16 protein-coding genes are annotated in these 17289 nt (G+C 59.2%); 12 read left to right on the forward strand and 4 right to left on the reverse strand.

Going from position 1 to position 17289, the window contains the following annotated elements:
* Both EOL86_05895 and EOL86_05900 read right to left on the reverse strand, forming a co-directional pair.
* A partial coding sequence (locus tag EOL86_05895; protein NCD25106.1) for a glycosyltransferase family 39 protein occupies positions 1 to 494 on the reverse strand: 494 nt, incomplete at its 3' end.
* Positions 491 to 1414 carry an RluA family pseudouridine synthase gene (locus tag EOL86_05900; protein NCD25107.1) on the reverse strand — a complete coding sequence of 308 codons (924 nt, stop codon included), beginning with the start codon at positions 1412 to 1414 and terminating at the stop codon, positions 491 to 493. The genes EOL86_05900 and EOL86_05895, both read right to left, overlap by 4 nt.
* 71 nt (positions 1415 to 1485) lie before the next feature.
* Between EOL86_05900 and EOL86_05905 the strand changes: the two genes are divergently transcribed.
* The 9 genes from EOL86_05905 (at position 1486) to EOL86_05945 (ending at position 12410) form a co-directional block, all read left to right on the forward strand.
* The gene (locus EOL86_05905; protein ID NCD25108.1) at positions 1486 to 2733 is read left to right on the forward strand and encodes an RsmB/NOP family class I SAM-dependent RNA methyltransferase; all 1248 of its coding nucleotides are present in this window, start codon (positions 1486 to 1488) and stop codon (positions 2731 to 2733) included.
* 17 nt (positions 2734 to 2750) lie between these two features.
* Entirely contained in the window at positions 2751 to 3512 is a 762-nt protein-coding gene (locus EOL86_05910; protein NCD25109.1) for a fructose-bisphosphate aldolase, read from the forward strand.
* A gap of 352 nt (positions 3513 to 3864) precedes the next feature.
* Positions 3865 to 4446, forward strand: coding sequence for a twin-arginine translocation signal domain-containing protein (locus EOL86_05915; protein ID NCD25110.1), 582 nt, complete (start codon positions 3865 to 3867; stop codon positions 4444 to 4446).
* Between the two features lie 48 nt (positions 4447 to 4494).
* On the forward strand, positions 4495 to 6921 hold the full coding sequence (fdnG, locus tag EOL86_05920) for a formate dehydrogenase-N subunit alpha (protein NCD25111.1): 2427 nt from the start codon (positions 4495 to 4497) through the stop codon (positions 6919 to 6921).
* A gap of 15 nt (positions 6922 to 6936) precedes the next feature.
* A complete protein-coding gene (locus EOL86_05925; protein NCD25112.1) occupies positions 6937 to 7698 on the forward strand; it encodes a formate dehydrogenase in 762 nt (253 codons plus the stop codon).
* A gap of 58 nt (positions 7699 to 7756) precedes the next feature.
* Entirely contained in the window at positions 7757 to 8689 is a 933-nt protein-coding gene (gene fdhE / locus EOL86_05930; protein NCD25113.1) for a formate dehydrogenase accessory protein FdhE, read from the forward strand.
* Positions 8690 to 9079: 390 nt separating this feature from the next.
* Entirely contained in the window at positions 9080 to 9574 is a 495-nt protein-coding gene (locus EOL86_05935; GenBank protein ID NCD25114.1) for a prepilin-type N-terminal cleavage/methylation domain-containing protein, read from the forward strand.
* Positions 9571 to 11583 (forward strand): HD domain-containing protein, encoded by a 2013-nt coding sequence (locus EOL86_05940; GenBank protein ID NCD25115.1) that lies wholly within the window; start codon positions 9571 to 9573, stop codon positions 11581 to 11583. Before EOL86_05935 ends, EOL86_05940 begins: the two co-directional genes overlap by 4 nt.
* A 137-nt stretch (positions 11584 to 11720) precedes the next feature.
* The gene (locus EOL86_05945) at positions 11721 to 12410 is read left to right on the forward strand and encodes an aquaporin Z (protein NCD25116.1); all 690 of its coding nucleotides are present in this window, start codon (positions 11721 to 11723) and stop codon (positions 12408 to 12410) included.
* 26 nt (positions 12411 to 12436) lie between these two features.
* On the opposite strand, the gene EOL86_05950 is transcribed toward EOL86_05945, so the two are convergent.
* Entirely contained in the window at positions 12437 to 13348 is a 912-nt protein-coding gene (locus EOL86_05950; protein ID NCD25117.1) for a transposase, read from the reverse strand.
* Between the two features lie 294 nt (positions 13349 to 13642).
* Here EOL86_05950 and EOL86_05955 point away from each other — a divergent pair, with 294 nt between their 5' ends.
* Complete coding sequence (locus EOL86_05955; protein ID NCD25118.1) at positions 13643 to 15316, forward strand: trehalose-binding protein; 1674 nt, start codon at positions 13643 to 13645, stop codon at positions 15314 to 15316.
* 8 nt (positions 15317 to 15324) lie between these two features.
* Entirely contained in the window at positions 15325 to 15744 is a 420-nt protein-coding gene (locus tag EOL86_05960; GenBank protein ID NCD25119.1) for a LysR family transcriptional regulator, read from the forward strand.
* 25 nt (positions 15745 to 15769) lie between these two features.
* Here EOL86_05960 and EOL86_05965 read toward each other — a convergent pair whose 3' ends face one another.
* On the reverse strand, positions 15770 to 16174 hold the full coding sequence (locus tag EOL86_05965; GenBank protein ID NCD25120.1) for a hypothetical protein: 405 nt from the start codon (positions 16172 to 16174) through the stop codon (positions 15770 to 15772).
* 145 nt (positions 16175 to 16319) lie between these two features.
* On the opposite strand from EOL86_05965, the gene EOL86_05970 reads away from it, so the two are divergent.
* A complete protein-coding gene (locus EOL86_05970) occupies positions 16320 to 16988 on the forward strand; it encodes a hypothetical protein (protein NCD25121.1) in 669 nt (222 codons plus the stop codon).
* The last annotated feature ends 301 nt before the right edge of the window (positions 16989 to 17289 follow it).

A 17289-nucleotide genomic window follows, 5' to 3' on the forward strand; every position in this document is an offset into this window, starting at 1 on the left:
GCGCCCAGGATGATGAAATACGCCAGCCTGTCGCGTTCCACGGCCAGACTCAGGCAAATCATGCCCACGACCCAGCACAGAAGCAGGGGATTGTCCGTGGTCATGAGCAGGCCGCCAGCCATGAGCAGCGGCGCGGTATTGAGCATGACCAAACCCCACCAGGCCAGGCGAATGCGGCCCATCCAGCCTCCGATCCAGGCCAGCACGGCGGTTTGCATCAGGCTCATGCCGACGATGGCCCCGATGCGCACACCCAGTTCCGTCGGGCCGAACCATGCCGTTCCCAGGCGGTTGATGACCGCGATGAGCGGCCCCTTGGAATAGTAGGACCACTGCAGGGTGCGGCTCCAATCCCAATACTGCGCTTCGTCGTTGTAGAGGTTGAGTTGGCCCGAGGCCACGAACCAATACCGGATCATGGTGGTGACAACGATCAGGGACAGGCTGGCGGCCCAATAGGCGTATTGATGACGCTTCGGCGTGGATTCGGTCATGCGTTCTCCTTGTGCGGGGCGGTGGTCAGAAGATGGGCGATGTTCGTGGTCAGGGATGGATCGACGCGGCGCGGCTCGGCCCAATCGGGCAGGACGGAGAAAAAATGGCCGGGCCAGGTCAGAACGGTCGCGTGCAGGCGCAGGCTCTCACCGCCTCGTCCGTATTTGCCGTCCCCGACAAGGGGATGGCCGAGACTGGCCAGATGCGCCCGGATTTGGTGGGTGCGGCCCGTGCCCAGCACCACCAGGAGCAGGCTGGCCGAAGCGGTCGCGGTCAGGGCATGGACATGGGTGATGGCGTTTTTGCCCTGTCCCACGGCCATTTTTTCGCCGCGGCCGAAATCCTGCTTGGACAGATTGGCGCGGATGGTCGTCCAGCCGGCATCGGTCCAGGCACCATCCACCCAGCACAAATAGGCCTTGGTTACAGCGTTCCACGTTTCGTGCATGCGGCGCAAAAAATCATGTGTCTTGGCGCACAGGAGCAGCCCCGATGTGTCCCGGTCCAGGCGGTGTACCGGCGCGGGCGTGAAGGCCGTGTCGCGGAATACGGCGGCAAGCCGGGTTTGGATCGAATCCGTCCAGTCCGTGCCCGGATGGACAGGCAGGCCGATTGGCTTGTTCAGGACAAGCATGTCCGCATCCTCGGCCACAATGTCCAGGGCTGTGGGCGTATCGTTTCTGATTTGTTTGACCTGCACGGTCACGGGTGGAATGCGCACTTCCTGGCCAGCCAAAACCCGGTCAAAGGGTTTGCAGCGCTTGCCGTCCACCCGGACCTGACCCGTGCGCACCAGGCGCATGAACAGACCCTGGGGCAAATTGTCCCCCAGATGGGCCTGCAGGAACGGCAGGAGCTTGCGTCCGCTTTCCTCCAGGCTCACGGTCACGGTCCGGACCGTGGTTTTTATCGACTGCATGGCGCCTCCGCTTTGACAGGCCCTTTCTTGATGGCTAGAGCACCTCTTGTCAAATTCCCTGGATATCCTTCATGAAAACAACCGCCCGCTCTTTTCGCCTGGTTTGCGCCCCGGACCAGATTCCGGACGTCGAAGCCCTGCTTTGCGCCGAAGGTTTCGCCTTCACGGCCGAGCCGTTTTTCGCCCTGGCCCGGACCCTGGCCTCCGAGCCCTTTTCTTTGGGCAGGAGCATCGCGGCCCGGTTCGGGTACATCTATATCCAGGATAAATCGTCCATGCTGCCGCCTTTGGCCCTGGCGCCGCGCGCGGGGGAAATGGTGCTTGATATGTGCGCCAGTCCGGGGAGCAAATCCGGCATCCTTTCGACCCTGGTCGGGCCGACGGGCTTGGTCCTGGCCAACGAGCCCAGCCCGGACCGCCTGGCCACCCTGCGCGTCAACATGCGCCATCTGGGCTGCGCCAATGTCGCGACATGTAAATATCAGGGCCAGGACCTGCCCTTGGCCGAGGGTTCCTGCCCGGCCATTCTGCTCGACGCCCCGTGCAGTGGTTGGGGCACCGTGGACAAAAATCCCAAGGCGGCCCAGATGTGGGCCGGCGACAAAACCGCGCCCCTGGAAGTCCTGCAACGCGAGCTCCTGACAACGGCCGCGCGTCTGCTGGCGCCCGGAGGGCGGATTTTGTATTCGACCTGCACCACCAACGAGCGCGAGAACGAGGCCCAGGTGCGTTTCGCCAGGGATCATCTTGGCCTGGAACCCTTTGCCTTGCCTGAATTTCCGGGCTTCGGTTTTGCCCCGTCCCTGCCGGGATGTTTGTTGGTCAATGGCGAGGAGAGCGCGGCCCAGGGATTTTTTCTGGCCTGTCTGCGCAAGGCCGGTTCGGTCGAGGTTGTCGCGGACCACGCGGCGCAGGCCTTGCCCGGACAGATCATCCCGGCGGCGGAATTCGCGGCCCAGACCGGTCTGGAGACCAGCTGGCTGCCGCCGCATCGTTTCCTGGCCGTTGGCGGGCGGATCTATTTGCTCCTGGATCAGGCCCTGACCTGGTTGCCGCCGGAGCTGCGCTGGCAGGGCTTTGGCGTCGGCAAGGTGGCCAAAAACGCCATTCTGCCCGATCCGGCCCTGCGCCTGTTCGTGCCCCCGCGCCCCGACGCGCACGCCCTGGTGTTGGATTCCGTGGCCGAGCTCAAGGCCTTGCTGGCCGGACAGAGCCGGCCCGACCCCGGCAATGCCAAACGCCGGGCTTTATATTTTCGCGATCTTCCACTCGGATTTCTGACCGTCAAGGGCAGCCGCTGTCTGTGGTCTGACCGCTAACCCAACAGGAGAACGTCATGATTGGAAATTTGCGCAAGGCGGCTCGTCTTTTTGATCCCGATTCCAAACGCACCGTCATCCTGCCCCTGGACCATGGCCTGTCCGAGGGCGTGCTGCCCGGTCTGGACGATCTGGGCGAGTTGCTGCGCTCGGTTCAGGACCTGCCCATCCAGGGGCTGATCCTGCACAAGGGCATGGTCATGATCCATGCCCCGGAAATCCGGTTGGATCAGAGTCTGATCATCCATCTTTCGGCGGGTACGCGCCACGGCATTCCATCCTACAACAAGGCCCTGGTCTGCTCCGTGCCCGAAGCCCTGCGTCTGGGCGCGGACATGGTTTCCATGCACATCAATATCGGCAACGACCTGGAAGACCGCATGCTCTCGGATCTCGGAGCCTGCGTCGAGGAAGCCCATCAGCTTGGCCTGCCGCTTCTGGGCATGATCTATGCCCGTGGCGGGCAAATCGTGAACGAGACCGATCCCGCCCTGGTCGCGCACAGCATCCGCATCGGCGCCGAACTCGGCGCGGACGTGATCAAGGTGCCCTATTCCGGACATCAACAGAGTTTCGCCCGGGCCGTGGCTGCCTGCCCGGTGCCGGTCGTTATCGGTGGCGGTCCCAGAACCGGGGATTTCAAGAATTTTCTGCGCATGCTCAAGGAAGTGTTGGACACGGGCGTGGCCGGGGTGTGCATCGGCCGCAACGTCTTTCAGCAGGAGATTCCGGCCAAGGCCATGGAAGAGGTCTGCAAATTGGTCCACGCCCCGGAATAGGCCCTCGTTTTCTTTGGATTCTCTTTCAAAACGCCCCGGAGCGCGGTCATCTTGGCTGCGTCCATGCGGACGGGATATCCGTGCTCCGGATAGAATTTGCGTTGTGATCGAGAAATCGAAGGAGCCGGTTGCGTGGCGACGGTGTTCATCATGGCGCTCCACTTTCATGCAAAGTGGGGCGTTTTTTTTAGCTCGACCCGTGGATTGAACCGTGCTCGGATTTGCCCAGGAGTCCGTCTTGATATGTATTATTTATAACACATTGAAAAGATTGATTTGTGTGTTACCGTAAGCGCATCCTTGTGTTCGATGACTCTGGAAGGACCAGCTCTCGAACCAAGAACCAGAAACCATGGAGGTTTTGATGGCTACGTTTTCACGGCGAGGGTTCATGAAAATCACGGGGGCTGGCGTCGCGGTCATGTCCCTGGGACAACTGGGGTTCGATCTGAAGCCTGCCCATGCTTACGCAAAGGCGCTGAAGATCGAGGGAGCCAAGGAGGTCATATCGACCTGTGCTTTTTGCTCCTGTGGGTGCCAGATCATCATGCACATCAAGGACGGCAAGATCATCAGTTCCGAGGGTGATCCGGATTATCCCGTCAGTGAAGGTTCGCTCTGTCCCAAGGGCGCGGCATTTTACCAGATGCACGTCAGCGATCACCGCGTGATCAAGCCCAAATACCGGGCACCTGGCAGTGCCAAGTGGGAAGAAAAGGACTGGGATTGGATGCTGGACCGCATCGCGCGCAAGATCAAGGATACGCGTGACAAGGATTTCCAGGCCACCAACGACAAGGGTGCAACCGTTAACCGCTGGGAAACGTATTTCCAGCTCGGCACCTCCCAGATGGACAATGAGGAGTGTGCTGTAACGCATCAGATGTGTCGCGCCCTGGGGGGTGTGTACATCGATCATCAGGCCCGTATTTGACACAGTCCGACTGTACCGGCTCTGGCAGAGTCGTTCGGACGCGGCGCGATGACCCAGCATTGGATCGATATTAAAAACGCCAATGCTATTTTGATCATGGGCAGTAATGCTGCCGAACACCATCCCATTTCCTTCAAATGGGTATTACGGGCCAAGGACGCGGGGGCCGCGGTGATCCATGTGGATCCGAAATTCTCGCGCACTTCCTCCAAGTGTGATTTGCACGTTCCGCTCAGAAGCGGCACGGACATCGCCTTTTTGGGTGGCATGGTGAAGTACATCCTGGAAAAGGATTTGATCCAGAAGGAATACGTCACCGAGTATACCAACGCCTCGTTTATTCTTGGCGATGACTACAAATTTGATGACGGCCTGTTCGCGGGCTACGATCCGGATAAAAAGAAATACGACCAGAAGAAATGGGCCTTCGCCAAGGACGAAAACGGCGTGTCCAAGCGCGACAAAACCTTGAAGGACCCGCGCTGCGTGTATCAGCTGCTCAAAAAGCACTATGACCGCTATGATCTGGACACGGTTTCCTCCATCACCGGCGTTTCCAAGGAAAATCTGCTCAAGGTTTATGAAGCCTACACAGCCACGGGCAAGCCGGACAAGGCCGGAACCATGCTGTACGCCCTGGGCTGGACGCATCACACGGTCGGCGTGCAGAACATCCGCCTCGGCGCCATGGTCCAGTTGCTGCTGGGCAACATCGGCGTGGCCGGCGGCGGCGTCAACGCCCTGCGCGGCGAGCCCAATGTCCAGGGGTCCACGGACCATGCCCTGCTCTGGCACATCCTTCCCGGCTATAATGCCGTGCCCACTTCGGCCTGGACCACCCTGGCGGAGTACCTGAAGGCCAACACCCCGGCCACCAAGGACCCCAAAAGCGTCAACTGGTGGCAGCATCGGCCCAAATACGTGGTCAGCCTTTTGAAGGGCTGGTTTGGCGACAAGGCCACCGCGGAAAACGAGTTCTGCTACAACCTGCTGCCCAAGGTCGAACCGGGCGTGGACTATGCCAGCATGTTCATGTTCGACAGAATGTACGCGGGCAAGATCAAGGGCGGCATGATCTTCGGTCACAATCCGGCCCAGAGCATGCCCAACACGCATAAAATCCGCGCGGCCCTGCAAAAGCTGGACTGGCTGGTGGTGGGCGAGGCCCACGAAACCGAAACCGCCGCATATTGGCGCGGACCCGGCGTTGATTCGAAAAAAGTGAAGACAGAGGTCTTTTTGCTGCCATCGTGTCAGCGTGGCGAAAAGGACGGCACCACCTCCAATTCCGGCCGCTGGCATCAGTGGCATCATAAAGGATATGAACCCATGGGAGAGAGCAAGCCCATGGGCTGGATGGTGGTCGAAATCATGAAGCGCGTGCGCGCCCTGTACGAAAAGGAAAAGGGTGTCTTTCCCGAGGGTGTGCTGACTCACGATTGGCCCAAGGAATATGACGCCGACGAACTGGCCAAGCGCATCAATGGCCAGTTTACCCGCGACGTGACCATCAAGGACAAAACCTACAAAAAGGGCGATCAGGTGCCAGGATTTGGCCTGCTTCAGGCCGACGGTTCCACGACGAGCCTAAACTGGCTCTATTGCGGCGGCTATCCGGCTGCCGACAAAAACCTGGCCAAGCGTCGCGACCTGACCCAGACCCCCATGCAGGCCAAGATCGGTCTCTTCCCGAATTATTCGTGGTCGTGGCCCATGAACCGTCGCATCATCTACAACCGCGCTTCGGTCGATGTGAACGGCAAGCCCTTCAATCCGAATCTGCCGGTTATCGCCTGGGAAGACGGCAAGTGGATCGGCGACATTCCGGACGGCCCGGCACCGCCCATGGCCCAGGAAAAAGGTAGCTATCCCTTCATTATGCACACCGAAGGCCACGGTCAGCTGTTCGGCCCTGGCCGCGTCGACGGTCCGTTCCCGGAACATTACGAGCCGGTGGAAACCCCGGTGACCAAGAACCCGTTCTCGTCCCAGATGAACAACCCGTGCGTGAAAATCGCCAAGAGCGACAAGGACCTGTTGGCCAAGGCCGGTGATCCGAAATACCCCATCGTGCTGACCACCTACAGCCTGACCGAACACTGGTGCGGTGGTGGCGATACCCGCAACACCCCATACCTGCTCGAAGCCGAACCGCAGCTGTATGTGGAGATGAGCCAGGAGCTGGCGGCGGAAAAGGGGATCAAGAATGGCGATCCGGTCATTGTGGAGAGCATTCGCGGCAAGGTCGAGGCCATCGCCATGGTCACGGTGCGCATGACGCCCTTCACCGTACAGGGCAAGACCGTGCATCTGATCGGCATGCCCTTCTGTTTTGGCTGGACCACCCCCGGCTGTGGCGACGCCACCAACCGCCTGACTCCATCCGTGGGCGACCCGAACACGACCATTCCGGAGTACAAGGCGTGCCTGGTGAATGTCCGCAAGGCCGACAAGGTCACGGAACTGGCCATCTAAGTAGGGAGGAACATCATGGCGAAGTGCATCTTCATCGATACCACCCGCTGCACGGGCTGCCGTGCCTGTCAGGTGGCGTGCAAGCAGTGGCATGGTCACGAGGCCGTGCCCACAAAACAGACCGGTACCCATCAGAATCCGCCGGATCTGAATCCGAATAACTATAAATTGGTCCGTTTTTCCGAATACAAAATGGACGGACGTATCTATTGGCTCTTCTTTCCGGACCAGTGTCGGCACTGCCTCCAACCCGCCTGCAAGATGACGGCGGACCAGTATGTGGAGGGAGCCATCGTCCAGGACGAGGAAACGGGCATTGTCGTTTGCACGGAAAAGACCAAGGAACTGACCAAGGAACAGTGCGACGAGATCATTGAATCCTGTCCTTACAACATTCCGCGCTGGGACGAGAAAACCGGCGAGCTGGCCAAGTGCGATATGTGCATTGACCGGGTCAAGGCCGGGTTGGTTCCCATCTGCGTGAAAACCTGCTGCACCGGAGCCATGAATTTTGGCGAGCGCGAGGATATGCTCAAGCTGGCCGAGGAACGCATGGCCCTGGCGGCCAAGGAGAGCGGGGGGCAGATCGAACGGATTATCGCCTGCGATCCTCGGAAAAAGTGCTCGACGTTGGACCAGGAAGATCTGGGGGTCATCTACTTCCTGGATCAGCCTCGGGAAATGTACCACAAATACGCCGGCCGCGAGGTCAAGCCCGTCAATCGGGCCGACTTCCTGGCGGGCCTGACCAAGCCCTTGCGCAACATCCTGGGCTGATCCCATTCATCAACACGGCCCGCCGGACTTCCGGCGGGCCCATTCCCAAGGAGCAGACATGGCGGTCTCGGAGATTCAATCCAAGGAAAGCATTTTCAACGACTTGGCGCGGCGGCGCGAACCATTCCGCGAGATTATCGAACGGTTTGGATTGCTCGCGTGTCGTCAGGCGGATTTGCGGGCGGAACTGCCCCTGCTGGACATTAATACGAGCGCCTATGACGAGGATCGTTTTTTGGAAGGGGAGCCCCTGATCATGTTTGTCGATCCCGGCGTATTTGGCTCCATTTTATCCCAGGCCGCGTCCCGGATCTGGCCCGTGCTCGGAATCACCTTTCCGGCCCTGCGCGAAGCGTTGGCCGCCCTTGAATGCAAATTGGCCGATAATGCCTTGCTGGAATCCTGTCTGCGCGCCGTGGTTCATGGCGATGGCAAGGCTCTTGAGCAGGGCGCGGCCCTGGCCGGCGTGACGCCCGATTTTCTGCTCATGGCCCTGCGCGCGGCGTATGCGCCATGCATCGCGGCCCAGAAAGAAACCCTTCTGGCCCAGGCTCCGGCAACCTTGTGGCGAAAGTCGTATTGCCCCGTCTGTGGTTCCGACCCGGATCTGGCCACCCTGGAAAACCATCCTGATCCTTCCGAATTTCTGGTCTCCAAGAGCGGGGAAATTTGGCATCACTGTCCTGTCTGCAGCCATCGTTGGCGTTTCGTGCGCATGGTCTGTCCCGGTTGCGGCAACCAGGACCACGAACAGATGAGTCGCCTCACCGCATCTGAAAGCAGCCACGAGCATATCTATGTCTGCGACCAATGCCATCAGTATCTGCCCTGCCTGGATTTGGTCGAAAAATGCGACCCGATTGACCTCGATCTGGCCGCCCTTGGCCTTGTCCATTTGGACGCCGTGGCCCAAAGCCGGGGCTACGCGCCGTTGTCTCCGGCTCCATGGACAGCCCTGGGCCTGGGCGCGGATCAGGCCAAGGCTTCCTGATAGTTCACCCTCCTCCCGGTGAGGCCGCCAGCGGATTGGGCGAATCCGCTGGCGGCCGTTTTTGTTCGATTGACTGTTTTCGCAACAGCGCGGAGCGCACGGCGTGGCCAGAGCTAGAGTGGTCGTCTACGGCGAAAGACTTTGCGACACCGTTTGACACGCGTAGGGCGGCATGCCAACCAGTATAAGCACGGACTCTGCATGAGCGAGGTGAAATCGCTATCGATCGCGTCAAGCCAACGCCGTGGCCTGGGCGCGGAGCGGTAGGGGAGATGGGAAAAGGGCCTTGCGCGGCGGGCTTCGCGTTGCCAGCTACCTCGGACGGCACGGTTTCTTGGTCTGTATTTCGGACGGGTACCGCCTTGCGGACCGGGGGGACTATTGAGGAAAATGCGCAATCACGATTCGCGGCCCGGCAGCGGTTTTGGCATGGGGTTCACACTCGTGGAAACCCTGGTGTGCATGGCCATTCTCGGGATATTGGCGGCCGTGGCCTACCCCATGTTTTTGGCATATCTCTCGGACATCCGTGCGTCCGTGGCCATTTCCGACCTGAAAAATCTGGAAGGGGAGATAACGCTCTACATTGCCGAATATGGGCATCCGCCGGATTCCCTGGCTGACATCGGCCAGGACACCTTGCGCGATCCGTGGGGCAACCCCTACCAATATCTTCGCCTGGAAGGGAACACGACGCCGGGCATCAATGGCAAGCGCCGCAAGGACAAAAAGCTCAACCCCGTGAACACCGACTTCGATTTGTACAGCAATGGCCCGGACGGCAAAACCGCCGCGCAGTTCGCGGCCAAACACGCGCGGGACGACGTGGTCCGGGCCAACAACGGGCGCTATTTCGGTCTTGCGGCAGATCATATCCCCCTATGATGCTTCAGGTTTTTAACACACGCCTAGCCAGGCGGCTCTTCGTCTACGTTCTCGGTATCGCCATGCTTCCCATCCTGATCTTCGGCTATCTGACCCATTGGCAGATGGACCAACAGATCGAGCGTACGCACGACCACTACCTGTTCAAGACAGCGGAGATGTTCAATCAGTTGTTCTTCAACCGGGTGCTCCAGTTGGAAGACGCTCTGCGCATGCAGGCCGCCGGACTCGCCCGTGGACAGGACGACATTGCGCCGGAAGACGCGGGGCGCATTTTTCCCGAGGGGCGCAAATTCTTTGTGCGTCACGAGAGAAGAACGTTTTCGGCCGGTCACTTCTCCGAGCCGGAATTGCGCCACCTGCAATCCGGACACGTGCTGTTGACACGATACGGCGCTGTTGGTCTGGCCATGGCGGTGCTTATCCCTGGGCGCCAGGCCGTGCTGTTGGGCGTCGTCCGCCCCGAAATGCTGTGGGGGATTCCGGAGGAATTGCCGCTCCCTCAGGACACGTCGCTTATGGTCCTCGATGCTGCGGGCTTCCCATTGTTCCAGTCCAAGGATCCGTCGGCACCCCTGCCGGAAGCAACTCTGGCGGGCATCCTCTCCCAAGCGCAGGTCAAAATCACATTCCAGGATCGCAGCGGCCATGAGACCTGTTATTCCCGCGAGTTGTTTCTGGAATCGCACTTCCTGTTCCCGCGCTGGACCCTCGTGCTGCGGCAGGAAAACTCCGCGTCGCTGACCAGCCAGAGCCAATTTATGACGTTTTTTCCGCTCATCGTCGCGCTGTGCCTTGGCTTGGTCTTGTACATGATTCTTGTTCTCATCCGGCGTACGCTGGCTCCGCTCGGCGATCTGCGGGCCATGACCGACAGTGTCGCCCGACAGGATTTCGACGCCCAGGTCAGCGTCTATACCGGCGACGAAATCGAGGAGCTCGGCCACGCCTTCAACGCCATGGCCGGCCAGCTCAAGCTCCAGTTCAGCGCCCTTCGGGTTCAGGCCGATATCGACCGGCAAATCCTGTCGGCGCTTAATCTTGACGCCGTCGTCCACAATGCCTTGGAGTATTTTTCCGCCGCCCTGGGGGCGCGTCGGGTGTTGTTGGGACTTTGGGACAGCGACACGTGCCGTGTTTTTGGCCTGGAGGGGGGCGATCATTGCGTCGTGACGACCTGTCCGAGTGCTGCGGCCTCCCTGGACGGGCTCGTCACGCGTCTGGAGAACTCCGGCTGGATGCGCGCCGAACAGATCCCGGAACTTGCCTTGGTTCCAGATGTCGCGTCCGACACGCAAGGTCTTGTCTGCGCCATTCCCCGGCATGGCGTGCAGCAGGGTTTTGTCTGTCTGGAAGGAGTGGCGGGTGCGCCGGACAGCGAGGAACTGGTGCTTGCCGGGCAGACGCTTGACCAGCTTGCCGTGGCCTTCACCAACATCCGCTTGGTGCGCGAACTGAAGGAATACAGCTGGGGTACGCTTGAGGCATTGGCCCGGGCAGTGGATGAAAAGTCACCATGGACTTCGGGCCATTCCCACCGCGTCGCCGCGTTGGCCATCGACCTTGCGGTGCAGCTGGGCTGGTCCGATGCGGATTTGGATGATCTACATCGCGCCGCCTTGCTCCATGATTTGGGTAAAATCGGCATTGCCACGGAAATACTGGACAAGCCGGGGGCTCTGTCCGCCGAGAAATTCGCCGTGATCCGCACCCACCCCGACCGGGGCGCAAAAATTCTGGAACCGGTCCGCGCCTATGCGGCCATCATCCCCTTGGTCCGCCATCATCACGAACGCATGGACGGCAGCGGCTATCCGCTTGGCCTGAAAGGAGAGGCCATTCCTCGCGGCGCCCGCATTCTGGCCGTGGCGGACGTCTACGACGCCCTGACCTCGAATCGGCCGTACCGCGATGGCTGGCCTCAGGCCAAAGCCGAAGCCTACCTGCTCGAAAACGCGGGGAAATTTTTCGATCCGAAAGTGGTGCGGGCTTTTCTGGCCATGCGCTGAACGAACGGCTCGGTTCGCGACGCATTGGCATCGAACACGTTCGCCACGGAATCTTTTTTTCCTTGTCTTGGAATCGATAACGCGCCTATGGGGAGGAAGCGTTGGACGCGAAGCATGTCACAGGAAAGGAGGGCGAAATGCAAAAGTGTTACGCGGAGTTTTTTGGAACATTCTGGCTGGTTCTTGGGGGCTGCGGCAGTGCCGTGCTCGCGGCCGCGTTCCCGGAACTTGGAATCGGCTTGCTGGGGGTGTCCCTGGCCTTTGGCTTGACCGTGCTGACCATGGCTTTCGCTATCGGCCATATTTCGGGGTGTCATCTCAATCCGGCCGTGTCGATTGGTTTGTGGGCGGGCGGCCGTTTTCCATCAAAGGATCTGGGCCCGTATATCGCGGCCCAGGTGTTGGGAGGCATCGCCGCCGGAGCTGTTTTGTACCTGATTGCCAGCGGCAAGGCCGGGTTCGATCTTTCGGCCGGTTTCGCCTCGAATGGCTATGGCGAGCATTCGCCGGGTGGCTATGGTCTGTTGTCCGCCCTGATTTGCGAAGTGGTCATGACCATGATGTTTCTCGTGGTGATCCTTGGCGCCACGGACAGCCGGGCGCCACGGGGGTTCGCGCCCATCGCCATTGGCCTGTGCCTGACGTTGATCCATCTCATCAGCATCCCGGTCACGAACACCTCCGTCAACCCGGCCCGCAGCACTGGCGTGGCCGTGTTTGTTGGTGGGTGGGCGTTGACCCAGTTGTGGTTGTTCTGGGTGGCTCCAATTGTCGGTGCCGTGCTTGGCGCGGTGGTGTACCGCTTTATCGGAACCGAAAAAAAATAAGCGGCGATCCACGCGGTCCGGTCCGTTCAACTTTTTTGGGAAGATTTGCCGTGATGCCGCCCTGGTCGTGACCGGGGCGGCTTTTTTTCGTCCTCCACGGGGCGCGGGACGAAAGAACACAGCAACTGGGCCAGGATCGGGACAAGATCCTGGTCTCGGGAGTTGTAGCGCAGTTCGCATTCCTTCAGATACAGGGGAAAATGCGAGGCTGGTACGCCGCGCAACAGACGCAGCCTCTGTTTGGCGAGGTTCCAGAAGGGAGAGCCGTCCACGGGCAGGCGCTTGTCCGCGTGCTTGATGTAACGGGCGGGCCACAGGCCTGGGCCGCAGGCGACCAACGCCTGGTAGTGCTTGTAGGGGGCGGTGTAGACGACGTGCCCGATGCACGCGGTTTTGAGACAGAAATTGAGTTTGAAATGCAGGACACTGGCCGGATCAAGGTCCGGCAGCAGATCACAGATGGCCATGCCGCCAAGTTCGATGATTCCAAAAATCGGCGAGTCGCTCATTTCGGTTGCCGGCTTGGGGTTGCCTGGTCCTGGCCAAACGCCGGCCGAATACAGTTTGGGGGCGTCCAGCGCCTGGGCCAGAATGGCTCGCCGGACCGTGTCCAGGGCCTTGAGGATGGTGGCGTAGCCGAGGTTCATTTCCGAGGCGATACTGCCGGGCGGCACGTCCAGGGCAAAGAGTTTTAATAGCCAAAGCCATTGCCGGGCATCGAGGGCACAGCGATTCAGAAAGCGACGGCTGAAATCGTGGAACGTGTATCCGCATCGCCCACAGCGACGCCGGCCATCGGTCAGGCGGTACAGATTACGATTTTTGCAGACCGGGCAGAATCTTTGATGGTTTTTCCAGCAGAATTCCAACAAAAAACGTTGGGCGGATGATTCTGATAATGTTAAGTTATTTAGAGAGAGTATGTCGATTTTTTTCATGCTTGCTGCTGCCAGATCGTGGTGCTGTATATGCTCGACCCTAATGCTGCGAGGGTTGTGACACAGGGCTTGATGTCAAACAAGGCACAATAATTCGTTGCCGGGCTTGTTTGGCCGTACCGGGAAAATAAAAAGAGTCCTGGATGTATATTGAAATATTTTGGCATGTTGAGGTTTTTTCTTCGGAGGCCAAAGCGAAGGGTTGTGCCGTGACAAGGTGTTGAGGGGCCGTTGGTCCATGCTATGGTGGCCACGTCTTTTCGAGAAACCCAAATCATTGGAGCCATCATGAACATGCCCTCTGGATCATCCGCCCTGTGCCAGCCCGGCCCCGTTATTGGACCGTACACGGTCGAGGAGTTCGTCGACGCGGCGGAACGTTTTCATGGATACGCCGCGCCCGGTTTGATTCTGGGCGGGTTCATGGTGCACGAGGCCAGGCGCCATATTCCCGAGGGCATTCTTTTTGACGCGATTTCCGAGACGGCCTGGTGTCTGCCCGACGCGGTTCAGATGCTGACGCCCTGCACCGTTGGCAACGGGTGGTTGCGAATTTTTCCTCTGGGTCTGTACGCGGTGGCCCTGTTCAATAAATTCACGGGACAGGGCGTGCGCGTGGCCGTGGAGACCGACCTGCTCCAGCCGTATCCGACCATTCGGGAGTGGTTGTTCAAGCTCAAACCCAAGAAGGAGCAGGACAGTCCCCGGCTGCGCCGGGAAATCCTCATGGCCGGGGCCTCGGTCTGTTCGGTGCGGGAGATTGCCCTGCGCAAGGAATTCATGGGGGGCCGTGGCAAGGGAGCCATCAACGCCTGTCCGGCCTGCGGTCAGGCGTATCCGGCCAGGGACGGCGCGGTTTGCCGGTCGTGTCGGGGAGAATCGCCGTATACAGGCTGGATTGGCGGCCACGATCGGCGGGAATTGGGCTTTGACGGACCCGCGTTGCGTCTGGTCTCCGCCGAGGACGCCGTGGGGCACACGGCCCTGCATGACATGACCCGCGTCGAGCCGGGCAAGAGCAAGGGGACGGCCTTCGCCCGCGGTCAAAAACTGGATGTGGGGGATGTCTGTCGTTTGCAGCGCATGGGTCGGTTCGAGGTCTATGTCGAGGACGGCGGCGCGGACGAGGCCTGGGTTCACGAAGATGACGCCGCCCGCGCCCTGGCCGCCAAATTGTCCGGGCCAGGGGTGGACTGTTCGGGTCTGCCGCGCGAGGGCAAGGTTGTCCTGGTGGCCGAGCACGATGGATTGCTGACCATCGCCGAATCCGTTCTCGAGGACATGAACTCCATTCCCGGCGTCATGTGCGCCACCCGGCATGCCTTCAGCGTGGTGGAAAAAGGCCAGCAGATCGCGGCCACGCGGGCCATTCCTTTGTATCTCGATCGGAACACCCTGGGCGACGCCCTGCACGTTCTGGAAAATGGCCCAGTGCTGGAGGTGCGCCCCCTGCGTCCACGCAAGGTGGGCATCCTGGTCACGGGGACCGAGGTATTCGAGGGGCTGATCGAGGACCGGTTCATTCCCATCATTACCGCCAAGGTCGAGGGCCTGAACTGTCCCGTGGTGGCCACGGACATCGTGCCCGACGATCGTGACCGCATTTCCCGAGCCGTGGCGGACATGCTTGATCTCGGCGTGGAATTGATCGTGACCACGGCCGGCCTGTCCGTTGACCCTGGCGACGTGACCCGTCAGGGGCTGGTCGACGCCGGGGTGGAGAATATGCGTTATGGCACGCCGGTCTTGCCCGGCGCCATGACGCTGCTGGCGAATATCGGGGCCGTGGATGTGATTGGCGTGCCGGCCTGTGCCCTCTTTTTCAAGACCACGAGCTTTGATCTTCTCCTGCCACGAGTACTGGCCGGCCTGTCTCCGAGCCGTCGCGAGCTGGCCCGGTTGGGTCATGGCGGCCTGTGCATGGAATGCAAATGCTGCACCTACCCTAAATGCCCCTTCGGCAAGTGAGGTCCATTATGAAAACGCCCACCGTGCGCATGCATTTGTGGTTGGAGTCGGGCGAAAGCGTGTATTTTGGCATGGGCCGGGTCATGCTTCTGGACAAGATCGAGGAGCATGGTTCCCTGCGCAAGGCAGCGGAAGCCTTGGGGATGTCGTATCGGGCGGCCTGGGGTAAGTTGCGCGCCACGGAAGATGCCTTGGGCGAGGTATTGGTTGAATCCGTCGGGACCAAGCGCGGCGGATGCCGGCTGACGGCGAGGGGGCGGTTTTATCGGGAGAAGTTTCGGGCGTGGTTCAACGCCGTGGAGCAAACCGCCGTGGCTCAGGCCAAGCTCATTTTCGAGGATGGCGTTCAAAGCTATACCGAGAAAAGCATCCGGGTACGCTCCTCCCGGCCCCATGTCCCCCTGCTGGAACGCCGGCCCGCGCCATGAGCCGGGCCGGGTTCCGCGAAATGGTCTAGTGGTGGCGATGCTCGTCGCAGGTTCGTAGGTCTTCCAGTTCCGGGGGATTGCCATGGCATTCGTCCGTGCCTTCCGGATTGCGAATGAATTTCAGCTGTCGGGCCTCCATGGCTTCGAGGCTTGCTCCCGCCGTGAATCCCACGCCATTGTAGCGCGTTACCGCGTTATTGGCCAAGATGTTGAACGCGGCCGTGTCAATCGTGCCGGTGATCAACGCTTCACAGTCGAGTTCCAGAATTTTCGTGGCGAGTTCCTGGTCGGATTCAGGTTGGGGAACGTGCGGAATGCTGGTGCAATCCATGGTTTCGACATTTACAATCAATAAAAATGGGGTGTTGCGGAATTCGTCGAAAACCGGACTGTCCAATTTTGGTCCGGCTGCGCTGATGGCGATATTCATGTGGCCTCCTTCTTGGGTTGATTGCGGATTGAAGGCGTCATTGTGCCCGAAATGGCATAGTTAGTAAACAAAGTCCTCGTTCTCCGTCGAAGTCTTCCGAATCATCGCCTCTTCAGTCCTCAGAACCCCTCTCTTTGTGTTTTATATGGCTTTGACATGGGCGAATGTTTGGGGTTTTATACTTTCTGAATTGTCCACGGTCATGAATCATGAGGTTGGGGCATGTTTACGTTTCGGAATTGTCTGTTCCGACAATTACAGGCGAGCTTTTCCGGGTGGTTTTGACGGGAAGAAATATGTCGAAGGTTCTTCAAGACGATATGTCCGCTTTGGAAGACGGGGTGTGACTTTTCTTGACATTTTTCCTGAAAATATCAAAAGACATGTAAACGTCAGTGTCTTTAATGAAAAGGAGCTTGTCATGGCCAATGTAGGAACGAGAGTGAAACGAAAAGATGTGAATATGGCTGATTTGGAAAAAAAGATGCTTGAATTTGCCAGGGATAATTTTTCAGAGAAAATGGTTTTCGATGTTACCACGGTCAAAAGGAATTTTGGTCTTCCCCGGAATATCATCGTCGAAACATATGCTTTTGGCTCCGAGGAACTTAAAAAATTCAAGCTCGATGAAGGGAAGTCCGCAGTGGCAAGCAAGAAGGTTGAACCGCCCGTATTGACCGGAAGAGGAACCATCACCGTCAAAAAGTGTTTTATCGATGAATACAACGAGAAAAATCCCGCCAATCAGATCAAGGAAGGAGATTCCTTTGATGTCGATGTTGAAGGTGGAAAGATCGTTTTGACCAGGAAATGATGTCTTGAGATGTCGTTTTTTCGAGCCTTTGTCGGAGAAACCAAAAAAGCCGCCCAACAGGGCGGCTTTTTTGATTCCCGCGAGGATGGCTCCGCGCGGCATGCCGCGGGCCAAATTTCCGAGGCCTGGAAGGCAACCGGGGGCATGAAAGGATTGAGCGGCGGACATAGAGCGGACAGTGCAACAAAAAAACCGCCATTACGGCGGTTTTTTTGTTCGGCATTCAAGTGGAATTTTTTGTTTTAGAGGCGTTTATTGGTGGAGCTGATCAGGATCGAACTGACGACCTCTTGAATGCCAT

It is taken from the genome of Deltaproteobacteria bacterium, assembly GCA_009930495.1.
Taxonomy (GTDB): Bacteria; Desulfobacterota; Desulfovibrionia; order Desulfovibrionales; family Desulfomicrobiaceae; genus Desulfomicrobium.